The sequence below is a fragment of the Niastella populi genome, assembly GCF_002078015.1.
GTDB lineage: Bacteria > Bacteroidota > Bacteroidia > Chitinophagales > Chitinophagaceae > Niastella > Niastella populi.
In genome coordinates, this window is the sequence record NZ_LWBP01000256.1 from 1 (window position 1) to 14,632 (window position 14,632).

The window sequence follows — 14,632 nt, forward strand, 5'->3', positions numbered from 1 at the left end:
GTCAGGATTTAAAAACCCGCATAGAATATTGATTTTATGCGGGTTTTTTGTTTTTGGTTGATACAACCTGACAAATAATTACCCGCTTATACAACCGCTAAAAGGGAGCATCGAGGGGGAGAGCCTTAAAATTTTATTTTTGCTCCCTCCAAGTTTTGAAACCCTTGCTGTGTATTTTGCATCCATATGCCTGACCTGAAATTGCTCATGAGTAGCTTGACAGTATGAAGTGACGAGGTTAAATTTAAATCTTGTAATTAAAATTTTACAGATTCGGTGAACTTTGGGATATCTACAATTTTGTTTTCAAAACAATTGTTACACTGAACGTTCATAACTAAATATTAAAACTCGCACTGTTTGGAAAGCGCGAAAGCGCAAGTGCATAAAAACATTTTAACGGGTATATTCAATCTTTCGTAAGCGGTTTATTAGTCGATTATCCTTCCAGTTTGTATGACGTATAGATTCTTCCATATAACTTTCAACATCATTTAAATAATCTGATATGACACTGTCTTTATGAAGTATTCGAAGCTGGTCAATTGCAGCTTTTGTAACTTGATAGCCTGAGGAGTCGGATTTGATATCAGGACTTCTGAAAGACTAGAAGAGTCGGTACCATGAATTAGCAAGTATTGCACAGGCATGCCATCGCAACAACCAGTCCACTGTCGCGGTTGTTTTGTCCTTGTTTTCTCAATAACCAAAGAATCGAAAGTGTCAAATTGGGTTGAAGACAGAAGAATTCTTTTGAAATAAAATGTATCAGGTGGCTTATTTGAAAATTGCCGATTGAGAAGCAAGAATTGGATTGCTTGTTGGGTATCATCTTTAGTTAAAATGATTTGCGCTTTTTCGTCAAAACTGGGATGAAGTAATATTTTAAAAGTGAGGCTGTCACTTTTGTTGCCAGATGCATGTCTTTGTTTGCATGCCGAAAGAATAAGTAAAATCAATAAGGTCAGAAATGTTTTTCTCATGAGAGTTTGTTTATAGTAGCCAATAGCGTTGTCCTTTGAACCAGGTGGCGCTTTATTAATGCCTTTGTTGGGTGTTTGTGTTTTATTACAGGTTACTATTTCCTACAGAAAAGGTCGCTAATTATCCGCTACAGGTATAACTCTCCTGCAAAGGAAAATCTTATCTACTTTCCCAAAGTGTACAACTAATTGTCCAAAGATAATAACTGCAAACGGCCTTCCCTTGGATTTTACCGGGTAACCAACCTGACATTTAAATAAATGCTCTATTAATTGCGCTTGGCATCGTGTTGGTAGTTTTTAATACATTTATTTTGGACCTTAATAAGAAGAAAGTTCATAAATACAAATCTGAAACTTCACCACTAAGGTTTGTAAACAATTCTTTCACTCAACTTTCTTTTTTGCGGCCGGGTAGATTAACAAATCAGGAACGGATATCATTATTTATTTGTCATAATGGCACAGTTGTTTTTTCCCGGAACTTATGTAAATACTCGAAAAATTTTATGAAACCCTGCTCAGAACCAAATTTTGAATGCAGTTGTCCAAACCAACCCATGGTGTTTTCGTCTTTCTCGTTAAATTCTTCTTTAAGAAAAGTTGAAAACTGATCAAACTGGCAAAGGTTTTTAATTTCCGTTTTTGTTTGGAGTGCTAAAAATTTGTAACCGGAAATAAAATTATATAAGTAATCCAAATTTCGATTTAAAATAAACAGGCCTGTCCTCTTTTCGATTGCATCAAGGATTTGAAAAATGTCAGTTCCATCTTTGTAGAGTTCATGCATGGTTAATCTCTTAAATGGTTAATATCAACATATTTTGCACTATTATACGTTATTTTCAGGAGAATTAATATTTGCTCATTTATATATCATTCTTGATGAAAAATAGCTAAATAAGTATTCAACCTCAACCACTTATCTTTCCATGACGTCCCACATTTTTTCACGTTTCCACAAGCCCCTACTTTGTACGGGTAAACCAATTTGTGAGTTTGTAAACAGTGATGTATGAGTGAGGTAACTAACAATGCGCCGTTTCTGTTGATTCAGAAACCACAGGAGTTAATCAAATTGTTTGAGGGATTGATCGGCCGGAAGATCCGGGAAATGGGCGTCCAAGCACCGCCCCTAGCCAGCCTGGCTGATGAATCTCCTTCCTTTCCACCAAAAATGTTCAAAAGATTTTTAACGTCAGCCGCCAGACGATAAACGATTGGCGTAAGCCCGGCCTATTGCGTTCCATCAAGATAAAATCCAGGCGGTATTTAATCCACGAACAGGTTCAAATTCTCTCGGCCGTCATTGAATGTTAACTTTATGTAAAGTAAATAAATATCACTTACACGTTTATCCCTCATATCTGCACGCTTATTGTCAAAAACTACGCACTTATTGTCTAAACTGATAATTGTTGTGTGAGTTGGGTACTTATATTTTGTAATACATTTATTTTTGAACATTTCTTCGTCTTATATTTGAATAAACTAATCGAAAACGTTAACCTTAATTATAACCTTACTATGAGAATAACTTCAACACTAAAAGAAACGACAGACTTTCACTACCCGGTACACGATTCGAAATTGCTTTTTCCCACTTCAGTGTATTCAAATCCGCTTATCAATAATCAAACAATAAGAGTGTTTTTGCCGTCATAAGAAAAAGCAGTTGCCTTGAAGATAGTTATTTATTATACAGGTTCGGTTATACCGAGCTTCGGATCTTCTATGCCCAATATTTCTTTATCAGGCTTTCAAATTGCCTTTACGGTATACTATTATATTTGGTCAAAATCTTAATAACCAACTCTATGTTTCGGTTTGTAGCACTTTATGCGCTCAAAAGAGCTGTTCTTTTTCTTCCATTAGTTAGTTTTTATTTTAACGCTAATGCGCAGGTTCTCTCCGCCCACCCAACGGTACCATCTATTGGTATTGCCGGTGGTAAACAGGCCATAGAAGTTGCCAACGATCTTTATAACGGAAAGCTTAATGTATCTATACCTGTTTATGATTATCAATTTGAAGGCATTGACTTCCCTATAGTACTTAATTATGTTGGCGGCAATGGTATAAAACCCGATGAAGTACCAGGTTGGGTGGGTTCAGGCTGGGCCTTAGAGGCCGGCGGATATGTTCATAGAACTGTACGCGGAAAACCTGACGAAGCCCGGGACTGGGAAACTGAAATAATTGCTCCCAGTGAACCAAACGATATCGCTAAAAAGAAAACGAAACTCAATAATACATTCTTCAATTATCTAAGTAATTATGGGTTGCTAAATACCAACTCCAACTGGTACACGCAAGCTTATGCAGAGAGCCTTAAGCCTTCAGGGCCATTCTTTCCTTACCCGGCCGGACAATCGGAATTTTATAATTCAAACCCGATAGTTGACCTGGCGCCAGATGAATTTACCTTCTCCTGTGGTGGCATTTCAGGAAAGTTCTATTTGAACCATCAAAACAAATGGGTGGTGGTTGCCAATGATGGCAAAAAGTATGATGTGGAAATTGGGATGGAAGATCAAACCCTGGTAGATTACATTTCTCAATTTACCGGCTGGAGGGTATTATATAAAGCACCTCAGATAATTAAAAGAATAACCCTTACATCTTCAGATGGCATAAGGTATAGTTTTGGAAACATCTGGCCCAATAGCCAGCTTAGTGAACAACGTTTTGACTATTCGCATACTTCTGCCGTTTTACCTGTTAATTTCCTGGACCGGTTTCCTCCCGAACTAGCTGTTGATGGTAACGAGTCGGCTACCCTATGTGAAATAGTGCCGCACACCTGGCATATTACCCGCATTGAGAATAGAAAAACGGGCTCTGTCATTTCATTCGACTATAAACAACAGGGAGTTACCTTTTATAAAACAAAATACGCCTGGGGCAGAGTGCCTTTCTCAGGAAATGGAACTATAGTTCACACTAATAGCTACGTAAGCTGGGACGATCCCGATAACTCGTGGGATTATCATTATTTATCTTCCGTAAGTAAAGTACTTAACATCGGCTATACGTTGACGGCCATAAATTTTCCCGATGGCGTTAAAATGACTTTTAATTCGTCCTTATCTACCCAGTTATCCACCAACGAAGATGTAATGACAAGTGAGAACTGTGGGTATTATAGTTTTGAGGATATCCATTTCTTTCCGGGAATATATGCACAGAAGAATAGTTTATTACAGCTCGATAACATACAGGTTTCACACGATGGGCAGGTAAAAAAAGAAATAGCATTCAGCTATGTTTTAAGTGGCGGACAACGGTTGCAGCTAGACAAGATTTCAAGCAGGGCTGGCACACAGGCAGCTAATGAATATAAGTTTACCTACAACAATGCTGTTTCATTACCGGCCTATGCGGCGGGCAGGAACGATCACTGGGGTTATTTTAATGACCAGGATTTTTTTGCCAGCGTACCGGGGCCATACAATTTCACGAATCTTTCAACCTATGCCAGTTACCGCGAACCGAATGAAGTAAAAGGAAAAGCAGAGATACTTACCAATATTAAATATCCCGATGGCGGCCTGGTTGAATTTATCTATGAAAGCCATAAATATTCCAAAACCCGTACCCTGGAAAATGTTACCGACCTGCAAGCCGATAAAGAGGCCGGTGGTGTACGGATAGCAAAAATGAAATATTATTCGGCAGCCAATCAATTGGAATATGAAAAGCTATTTGAATACACCAATCCCGTCACCAAATTTTCAAGTGGGGTATTAGCAACGCCCATACAGAAGTATTTGGTACAGGATTCGTATGGCTACAATTTTGAGGCGGCTGGTTATAACCCTACCTGCTACGAGGGTAATAATGTTACCTATACTTACGTCATCGAAAAGCAGGCGGGTAACGGCAGAACATTGTACGAGTATACAAATTACGATAATGGGCGTAATGATGCGCCGCCTATAGGTAGTAACGCTCCTGAAAGAACACGTTTCCCATATGCCTATGTACATAACGCTTTTAAACGTGGCAAACCTATAAGCATAAAAGTGTACCCCGAAAACAGCCAGCAGCCCATTAAAGAAACGTTATTTCATTATACGCATGAAACCAGTGAAGCCGACAAAGAGGAAGTGCGTTCAGTATATGCAATCCCCTATTCGCCGCTTATTTATGCATCAGTTTCGGAAAGGATCTACCCTGACCACCTTATTTCCAAAGAAGAAAAAACCTATTCGGGCAGCAGTGCAATATCGAACAAAAGGTTCTTTACTTATGATACTTATGGAAATATAAAGGAGATACTTACTTATGATAGTAAAGGTGAGCGTGACAGACAGTTGTTCAAATATTGCTACGAATATAACGCACCCAATGGCCCCGATCCTACAGTGCGGGGCATCAGTTACCTGAATGGGTTGGGTATCAGGGACGGCCTCATAGAAGCACTTACAATACATGAACAGGCCAATGGATCAAACCCGGTTATTGTAGGCGGCGAATGTTATGAATACAAACAATCGGATCCGTTTATTGATAAAAGATATAAGTTAAACCTTGTTGATCCGGTTCCATACACGCCTTCTTTCTGGTCGGTTATTTCAAATAATACTTGGTTTGTAAAAAGCAACCTTTACACCCAGCCAGATGCCACTTATCATTTTTATGATGTTAAAGGCAATCCTTTAATGATCGCGCCAAAATCGGGCCCAAGGGAAAGTTATATATACGATCATGATAACACCCTGCTTGTTGCAAAAATTTTAAATGCAGAATATATACTTGTAACGGGCACGCAGAATATGTATAGAAAAGAGTTTTATTACGAGGGTTTTGAAACATGGCTTTTAAACGGTACTATTTTGCCATATGCCGGAGTTAACTGTTATTATGGCGACTTTACTGTTTCATACGTTCCACCAAACGCAAAGAACTATGTAGTTGATTACAGGTATTATGACGGCACCCGTTGGCGTTACGTAAAGAAGCCATATACGCACTCAATGGCGTTAACCGAAGGAGTGGCCATCGATGAAGTACGGGTATATGCTGAAAACGCCCAGATGACCACCTACACGCATTCGCCGCTTGTTGGTGTTACCAGCGAAACCGACAAAAATGGTAAAACGGTATTTTATGGCTACGATGCGCATAACAGGTTAAATGCAATATATGATGAGGACAAAAATATAACTAAAGCATGGTGTTATAACCAGGCCGGCCAGCGGGAAAACTGTTTTACGCCTTATGGTAACGATCGTATGGCCAAGGTGTTTACAAAAGACAATTGCAGTTCCGGCACAGGTGCAAGCATGGAATATGTGGTGAAAGCCGGTGTATATGTTTCGTTGAAGAGCAAGGAAGAAGCCAATCGACAGGCATTGCTCGATCTTAATCATAACGGCCAGAATTATGTAAACCAGCATGCTTCATGTACGCCTTAATACTCCTTAATCCCTTATAACGATATTTATGATACGCTATACAGTCTTTTCAATATTACTCACGTTACTGGGCAATCATACAATTGCGCAATATATCGATGGGTCGCCAAATCCAAGGCCCGGCATATGGCTGCCCTATACTTTTTATGATGGCAATACATTTGAAGGTGTATATTGGGAAGTAACAAATGGTACCATAGTAAGTGGCTGGGCCAGTGACCATATAAATGTTGTATGGAATGCCAACTGTGAGTCGGCCGGAATATATGCAGTTGATGCATATGGCAATGAGGCCTGGTTTGACATAGAGATAGCCACTGTGGAGGCAGGCGCCGTAACACCAGGCGACGTAACAATAGTAGCCGGTCAAACGCCCCCCACTTTTACCAGCGCCCCACCCATTGGGCATGTTTCTAATAACTTTACTTTCAACTGGCTGTGGTCAACCGATGGTGAAAGCTTTGATGGTATGGATCAAACAGGCATCAGCTTTACATCGGGGCCCCTTTACACTACAACCTGGTTTAGGCTATATATACAGGATGAGTGCTACCATACTGCTCAGTCAAACCTGGTAAAAGTAACGGTAATACCTAATTTGCCTACACCTGGAAATTTAACGGCCAATATAACGGGCACAAGGCAGGTTACCGTACAATGGCTTGATAATACTACCGACGAAACCAACTACGAATTGTGGCGGTCGCAGGGCGGTAACGGCAACTATACGCTATTGACCACGCTTCCGGCCAATCAAACGCTGTATATCGACAACAATGTTATCGGTAATACGGTATATTACTATAAAGTAAAAGCGGTATCGAATACAAACTTTTCTCCATACTCGAATGAAGCAACAGTAACTACAGGCAATAATCCACCGGGCATAAGTTCTCTTCCAGATGTGCCTCTCGATTACAATTCATCTCTTACGATATCAGTATCCGGCAGTGACGTAGATAATGATCCTGTACAAATTTCGGCATCGGGCATTCCGCCTTTTGCTTCTTTTGTAAACTTTGGTAATGGTACGGGCGAAATTCGTATCAATGCCCCCGGCGCTAATAATGCAGGTACATATCCTATAACGATTACTGCAACCGATTCACGTGGCAGTACAACGCAGGCAACATTTAACCTGATGGTGTTTGTTAGTAATAACGCGCCGGCGATACAGTTACCCGCAAACCTGACCTTACCCGAGAAGAGTAACCAAACGATCAGTATTTCAGCTACTGATCCGGAATCGATCCTCGGCGCTAAATGGTCGTTTCCCAATGGGCTTCCTGCTTTTGTTTCCTGGGAACAAACTAATGATGCAACCGGACAGATGATAATAAGAGCCGTGAGCGGTACCGCAGGAAGTTATACCATCGCCGTCAGAGTAGAGGATGCGCAGGGCGGATCTACCCTGCAGAGCTTTACCATAACGGTACTTCCTGAACCATTTACAGGTGGCTCAATCACTTATTATTCCGATAGAGGTTTGCTGGCCGGTGAACCGGTGCATGGTGGTACATGCAATGGTATCTATGAATACCAATGGCAGGTAAGCGAAAACCCATCGGGCGGTGTATACGAGGATGTATATCATGCCAATGGCATTAACCTGATGCCTGAAGCTTCGCCAAACCTTGTGTATTACCGGTTAAAAGTTACCTGTAATGGGGCGGTAGCATACAGCAATGTCGTAAACGTTTCATCAAGTACGCCACCTGCAGTTTCTGCGATGACCAATATTAAAACTTTTGGTTTCTATAAACCTGGTCTGTCTTATAACGATCTTCAGCAGTTTATCCCAGAGCAAGGGAGCCAAAGTACGCAATATTTCGATGGCCTGGGACGCTTATTACAAACTGTAGTACGGCAGGGTTCTCTTGCTTCAGGAACAAATCCTGTTGACCTTGTAAGCCCAGTTGCCTACGACGGCTCAGGCCGCGAAGCGCTTAAATACCTTCCGTATGCAGCAGCTTCTACAGATGGATCATTTCAGCAACAACCTTTGCCGCAGTTGCAAAATTTTTATAATGATCCCAACGGTGTGCTTAAGGGACAGAGCGAATCTGTGTTTTATGAAGAAATCAAATACGAACCATCTCCATTGAACAGGGTAACAAAAGCATTACCCCCCGGCATCAATTGGGGAGGCAGTAACCGTGGTAAAGAAAATAGTTATTGGTTGAATACAATTGATGATGATGTAAGAATGTGGTTTGTTGATAATGTTGTTAATGGTTTTGGCACTTACAGTACGCCCGCGGCACTTGCAGGTGTGTATCCTGGCGGGTCATTGTATAAAACGGTAACTACGAATGAAGATGGAAAGCAGGTTGTTGAATTTAGGAATATGAATGGAGCAGTAATACTTAGAAAAGTACAACTGACTGCCCCGGCAGATGTGATCACTGGCAGCGGTCACTCCGGTTGGTTATGTACATACTATATTTACGATGATTTCAAAATGCTGAGAGCGGTTGTACAACCAAGGGGCGTGGAAATATTATCCCAAAATGGCTGGGATATGAACGTATTCAACGCGGTTGTAATGAATGAACAGATGTTCAGGTATGAGTACGATCAGCATAAGAGAATGATCAGGAAAAAAATGCCGGGTAAGGCGGAAGTAAACATGGTATATGATGCGGTAGACCGTATGGTGCTTACCCAGGATGGCAATATGCGAGATAAACATCAATGGATGTATATTACTTACGATGAATTGAACCGTACTGTTTCATCCGGATTATTGAATAATGATCCTAATTATAATAATCTGGCTTATCATATTCAGGAAGCAAACAATAGTACCGCATATCCTGACCTGGCAAATTTTACTTTCGAAGAACTTACGCATAATTATTACGACAATTATAACTGGGCAGTTTCCCTTCCCGCTTCATTAAAGGATTTTAATACGGCGTATGCAAAAGCCTGGCTGTTTATGGCTGGTGACAAATCCTGGCCTTACCCGCAACCGGTAGAAGCAAGTGCGCGTACCATGGGTATGGCCACCGGAACCAGGGCAAAAGTGATTGGCACCAGCAATTATCTTTATACTGTAAATTTTTATGATGCAAAGTCACAGCTAATTCAGGCAAGAAGTCAGAATATCACCAATGGAGTAGATGTAATGACCAATCAGTATAACTTCAGCGGGCAGCCATTGGTAACAATTAATAAACAGGACAATGGTAGCAGCGGTCAAAACAGTATTGTTGTCACTAAATTCGAGCATGATAAACTCAGCCGGGTGATCTCAACGCAGAAAAAAGTAGGTAACAGTACTATGAACGGCGGCGGCATGACCAACTGGACAACTATTGCACACAATGAGTATGATGCACTTGGGCAGTTGAGCAAAAAAGAAATAGGTAACAAGCCTGGCACCAATACTCCTGTGACCCATCAGAATTTGGAATATAACATCAGGGGCTGGCTGCTCAGCATCAACAAAGATTATATTACCGGCAATAATAATGACGATTACTTTGGCATGCATATAGGGTACGATAAAAACCCTGTACTGGGCGCTTCCACCTCATTGTATAGCGGTAATATTGGCGGTATTGTATGGAAAAGCGAAGGCGATGGACAAAAAAGAAAATACAACTTCACATATGACAACGCCAGTCGTTTAACAGACGCGGCCTTTACCCAGTACGTATCAGGTTCAGGTGCCAATGCGGTATTTGATCTTTCTGATAAAATAGATTTTAGCGTAAACGGTATAACGTACGACCTCAATGGTAATATAATGACCATGAAACAAAATGGCTGGAAGATTGGCGGTAGTGCAACTATTGATGACCTGCAATACAGCTATTTTAACCAGAATAGAAGTAATAAGTTAAGCACTGTTACCGATATTTCAACCGGCGGCACTTCCCCTACTGCCACCACCCCGGGTATACTGGGCGATTTTACCGATAAAAATACCAGTGGCGACGATTATGGCTATGACGGGAATGGTAATATGGTCTCTGACAATAACAAACTTATGCGGGGAACCACCGGCAACCTGATAACATCGGGTGGCGCTATTACGTATAACCATCTTAACCTGCCGGCATTGATAAATTTAAAGGACGCAAATAATATCGCAAAGGGAACCATAGCTTACCTGTATGATGCTGGCGGCAACAAACTTGGGAAAATAACTACTGATTTAAGTAAAACCGGTAAAACCATTACCACTACCACTACTTATATTGGCAGTGCCGTGTATGAAAGCAGAACTACCCTGCCTGCCAATACACCCAATGACGATTACTCAGATGTATTACAGTTTATAAGTCACGAAGAAGGAAGAATAAGGTTTGAAAAAGCGTCACCGTACTCCTGTACGCCTCAACCTGCCCGCGTGGTGTATGATTATTTTGTAAAAGACAACCTGGGTAATGTAAGAATGGAGCTCACAGACCAGCAGGAAGAGATCTGCTATATGCCGGCTACCCTTGAAGTGAATACAAGAGCAGAGGAGAAGCAATTGTATGACATTGTTGACCCGCAGGTAACCGATGTAAGCCAGGTGAATGGGGCCAGCAGTCATATACAGTTTCAACAAAAGCTTTACCAGCTGCATGGCGGAGTTCCGGGCCAGCGCTCAGGTTTAGGTATTGTAATGAAGGTAATGAGCGGCGATAAGGTAAGGATTGCCCTGGAATCTATCTATGACATGCCGGGTGGCAACACCCCGGGAGGACCCGCACAGGCTGCCCTTATTGAATTGCTGGGCGCCATGGTCGGCAGCCCTTTAGCCACAGGCAAAGGCGCTTCATTAACTGATCTTACCAACGCACAGGCCGGAACGCAGATCAATAGTTTTATAAACCAGCATGACGAGCTTCCGAACCGGCCAAAGGCATACCTGAATTATATTCTGTTTGATGAGCAATTTAAATATGTAACCGGCGATGTTGATCCTGTACAGGTAAATGGCGGTTATAAATTGCACGACAAATTTATAAATGCGCCGGTAGAGGCTACCAAAAACGGTTATTTGTATATTTATGCCAGCAATGAAAGCAATATGCAGGTATTCTTTGATAACCTGCTGGTGACACATATTCCCGGCCCGATAGTGGAAGAAACGCATTACTATCCGTTTGGTATGACGATGGCAGGTATAAGTTCAAAAGCTGTAAACAGGCCTGATAATAAATTTAAATACAATGGCAAGGAAAAACAGGAGAAGGAGTTAAGTGATGGCAATGGCTTAGGGTGGTATGATTTTGGGGCAAGAATGTACGATGCGCAAATAGGCAGGTGGCATACAATGGACCCTCTGGCAGAACAATACAGAAAATGGTCACCTTATACGTACACGCTTAATAATCCTTTAAAATATACCGATCCTGATGGAATGGGCGTTACAGGTGATTACTATTCAAATAAAGGAACTTATTTGGGTAACGATGGCAAAAACGATAATAAAGTATACGTATTAACAGACAACTGGTTTCCGAATTATTTTAACGACGCCGTTCATTGGGGTGGTTTATTAACAGAAGAAGAAGCCGCTGATCTGCGTAAGAATTCGGAACTGGCAAAAATGCCCGGAAAAATTCATTTTTCACTTGATAAAGGCGATGATCCTTCAGCGGATAAATATAACATGTTTGATAAAGAGATAGCAGTAGCCACGCTTCTCTTTAATAGAGAACTGGCAAAGGGTACATTGAAATTTGGCGAAGGTTACACGTTGGGTATACAGGCCTCGCCATTAGATGTGAACCTTGTAAAGGCAATGGCATATAAAGAATCGAGGTTAGGGCAAGGCCAGGCTGTAGCCACCAAACCCAGCGACATTTTTAGTATGTTCCATATCGGTGATTACGGCGATAAAGGAAAAATGGGTATGACACTGGACGATGTTAAAAAAGGCGGTGGCGCCATTGAAAGTTCATATTGGGGACTTCGCTGGCTATATTTTAAATCTATGGTTTCATCAGATGGAAAATCGAAAAGCTTTGTTGGCTGGGAAGAAGCAGTACATAGGTATGGTCCTGGCGACAAAAAACAACCTAAGTACACAGAAAGAGTTATTCAAATCTACAATTCTATAAAATGAGCAAACTGATCCCGTTTTTGTGTATTCTGTTTTTGTTTAGTTGTGGACATTCGCAGTCAGATACTGCGAATGCCCCACCGTTACAAAAGGACACAGTCAGTGCTGCCGTACCACAAAAAGATACTGCTGTAAATATTTTTTTGGATACGGTTAACGCCATCTCTAACCGTACTGCAGAATTGACTAATAAAGAAGTGGAAGACCTGTTGCATGCAAAGTATTTTACCGCGGCTGAATTCAAGGTTACACCCAGGCAAAACGTTACAGGGAAATTGAAAATATATTCTGTTCAGGTAACCGGCGATTTGCCTACAGCGCAGCCTACGGAATATACCTTTATAGATGTAAGAGAAACGCACCTGCAATTTTTATTGCCAATTGAGTTTAATCAATTATACGAAATTGAAGGTCGCATCATGATCGGTGGCATATATACTTCCCGGGAATATGAGTATTATTCAGTGTATGAGCTGGGTAGTTACATGAATGTGATTTTTACTACTAACATTCCGGGTCGTGAAAGAATAGTGACCGGATATTTTAAAGATGATGAATGTATAGATTATATTCCTGACAGATTGCGTTTTCAGTTTAATAGGCAAACGAATGATATTCTCTTCACAGGTAATGCAAGAAGATATTGCCAGGAAGGAAGGGATCGTGCTAAAAATGATAAAGTAATAGAAAGCATCACGCTGAAATTGGTTTTTCATTATAAAAATTCAACGTGGGAGTTGGATAAAAAGAAGTCGCATTATTTTGCCTGGTAGCGCTAGCCAATAGACCTGTATTGACGATTACTTGGGCATGCAAATAAAATAGGGTATGATAAAAATGCTGTACTCGGTATTTTACCTTCATTGTATAGCGGTAACATAAGCGGTGTTTTATGGAATAACGAAGGCGATGGGCAAATAAGAAAATACAACTTTACTTATGACAATTCTAATCGCCTGTCAGACGCTGCCTTTACCCAGTATGTTTCAGGTTCTGGTACCAATTCAGTATTTGACTTGTCGGATAAAATAGACTCTAACGTAAACGACTAATAATCCGCAGGGAAATATAACGTACCTGTATGATGCTGCCAGCAACAAACTCCGGAAGGTGACAACTGATTTAAGTAAAGCCGGGAAAATTATAACCACTACCACTATTTATATTGGCAATGCGGTGTATGAAAGCAGAACAACCTCGCCTGCCAATGTGCCTAATGACGAGTATACAGATATTTTACAGTTTATTGCTCATGAAGAAGGAACCGGCACCCCGAGCGGGCTGGTTAAGTCATTCAATTTATCTTTCATCGTGTAATCACGTTCGGGAGATTTACGGAATGCAACACACTTAAATTCATACTACACTGTTTTCTATATTAAAAATATGGATTTATTTGTCAGCCAACGTAAAGTAACCCGTTCAAATTTTGTAGGGGTTAGAATATTTTTGAGGGATTTTGCATTTGATTTGATAATTATCGCGGCACAGGTCATTTTTACATATATTAGCAACTACATTAGTTAGACATGGAAATGAGGCTGGACGACGGTAAGAATTTTATGCAGGTTATGTAGCCCAGGAATACCTCACGAACAACACGATCATGATAATAAGGCATCGCTTATGCAGAGTGAACCGTTGGATTCGCAGCAGTAGATAAAAATTCCGTTGAGGAAATACTTAAAGAATGGAGTATTTTAACAGCCATTAACTATTCAGATATTGCACTGGACATGTAATAAGAAACCTTATGTCCATAAACGATAGCTCTATGCGAACCCTAATTCTACTGGTACTCCTGTTCTTAGCATCCCGCTGCGGTCAATCCATTGAGAAGAATACTAGGTTCAAACGGCTCCTACCAGATACTACAAAAACCTGGTCAGGGCAGATGACTCGGGAGAGTTACAATTCGACAAGAGATTTCGAAGAAAAACTACACTTAGAATCAGTTTTGAATGGCACAAAGAGCCAGGAAATCCAAATGACATCATTGAAATTATAAATCACTATTACCTTGACAAAAATGGGAATCTAAAAAGCTATCATGTTCCCGAAGTTTACAAAGAATTTGACAAAAGCATTGTGTATCGGGAAAGACCGTATTTTGAATGTTACCTTGATGACTTATAAAGTCAGGGTTGGCGCGAATGAACTTC

8 protein-coding genes are annotated in these 14,632 nt (G+C 40.8%); 6 read left to right on the top strand and 2 right to left on the bottom strand.

What is annotated here, in order from left to right:
* Positions 1–494: 494 nt before the first annotated feature.
* The gene (locus tag A4R26_RS34175; protein ID WP_081171703.1) at positions 495–983 is read right to left on the bottom strand and encodes a hypothetical protein; all 489 of its coding nucleotides are present in this window, start codon (positions 981–983) and stop codon (positions 495–497) included.
* Positions 984–1,437: 454 nt separating this feature from the next.
* Positions 1,438–1,773: a hypothetical protein gene (locus tag A4R26_RS34180; RefSeq protein ID WP_081171705.1), complete on the bottom strand. Its 336-nt coding sequence runs from the start codon at positions 1,771–1,773 to the stop codon at positions 1,438–1,440.
* Positions 1,774–1,998: 225 nt separating this feature from the next.
* Between A4R26_RS34180 and A4R26_RS34185 the strand changes: the two genes are divergently transcribed.
* The 6 genes from A4R26_RS34185 (at position 1,999) to A4R26_RS34215 (ending at position 13,787) form a co-directional block, all read left to right on the top strand.
* On the top strand, positions 1,999–2,199 hold the full coding sequence (locus tag A4R26_RS34185; protein ID WP_081171707.1) for a hypothetical protein: 201 nt from the start codon (positions 1,999–2,001) through the stop codon (positions 2,197–2,199).
* Positions 2,196–2,303 carry a hypothetical protein gene (locus A4R26_RS36185; protein WP_369332945.1) on the top strand — a complete coding sequence of 36 codons (108 nt, stop codon included), beginning with the start codon at positions 2,196–2,198 and terminating at the stop codon, positions 2,301–2,303. The genes A4R26_RS34185 and A4R26_RS36185 overlap by 4 nt, the downstream gene beginning before the upstream one ends.
* A gap of 497 nt (positions 2,304–2,800) precedes the next feature.
* Positions 2,801–6,403: a DUF5977 domain-containing protein gene (locus A4R26_RS34195; protein WP_081171711.1), complete on the top strand. Its 3,603-nt coding sequence runs from the start codon at positions 2,801–2,803 to the stop codon at positions 6,401–6,403.
* Between the two features lie 28 nt (positions 6,404–6,431).
* A complete protein-coding gene (locus A4R26_RS35535) occupies positions 6,432–12,473 on the top strand; it encodes a DUF6443 domain-containing protein (protein ID WP_081171713.1) in 6,042 nt (2,013 codons plus the stop codon).
* The gene (locus A4R26_RS34205; RefSeq protein ID WP_081171715.1) at positions 12,470–13,243 is read left to right on the top strand and encodes a hypothetical protein; all 774 of its coding nucleotides are present in this window, start codon (positions 12,470–12,472) and stop codon (positions 13,241–13,243) included. Before A4R26_RS35535 ends, A4R26_RS34205 begins: the two co-directional genes overlap by 4 nt.
* Before the next feature lie 337 nt (positions 13,244–13,580).
* A complete protein-coding gene (locus tag A4R26_RS34215) occupies positions 13,581–13,787 on the top strand; it encodes a hypothetical protein (RefSeq protein WP_081171717.1) in 207 nt (68 codons plus the stop codon).
* Positions 13,788–14,632 lie beyond the last annotated feature (845 nt).

Excerpts from the sequence above, each read along its gene's own strand:
- A4R26_RS34175 (WP_081171703.1), bottom strand. The coding sequence starts at position 983 with ATGAGAAAAACATTTCTGACCTTATTGATTTTACTTATTCTTTCGGCA.
- A4R26_RS34180 (WP_081171705.1), bottom strand. The coding sequence starts at position 1,773 with ATGCATGAACTCTACAAAGATGGAACTGACATTTTTCAAATCCTTGAT.
- A4R26_RS34185 (WP_081171707.1), top strand. The coding sequence starts at position 1,999 with ATGAGTGAGGTAACTAACAATGCGCCGTTTCTGTTGATTCAGAAACCA.
- A4R26_RS34195 (WP_081171711.1), top strand. The coding sequence starts at position 2,801 with ATGTTTCGGTTTGTAGCACTTTATGCGCTCAAAAGAGCTGTTCTTTTT.
- A4R26_RS35535 (WP_081171713.1), top strand. The coding sequence starts at position 6,432 with ATGATACGCTATACAGTCTTTTCAATATTACTCACGTTACTGGGCAAT.
- A4R26_RS34205 (WP_081171715.1), top strand. The coding sequence starts at position 12,470 with ATGAGCAAACTGATCCCGTTTTTGTGTATTCTGTTTTTGTTTAGTTGT.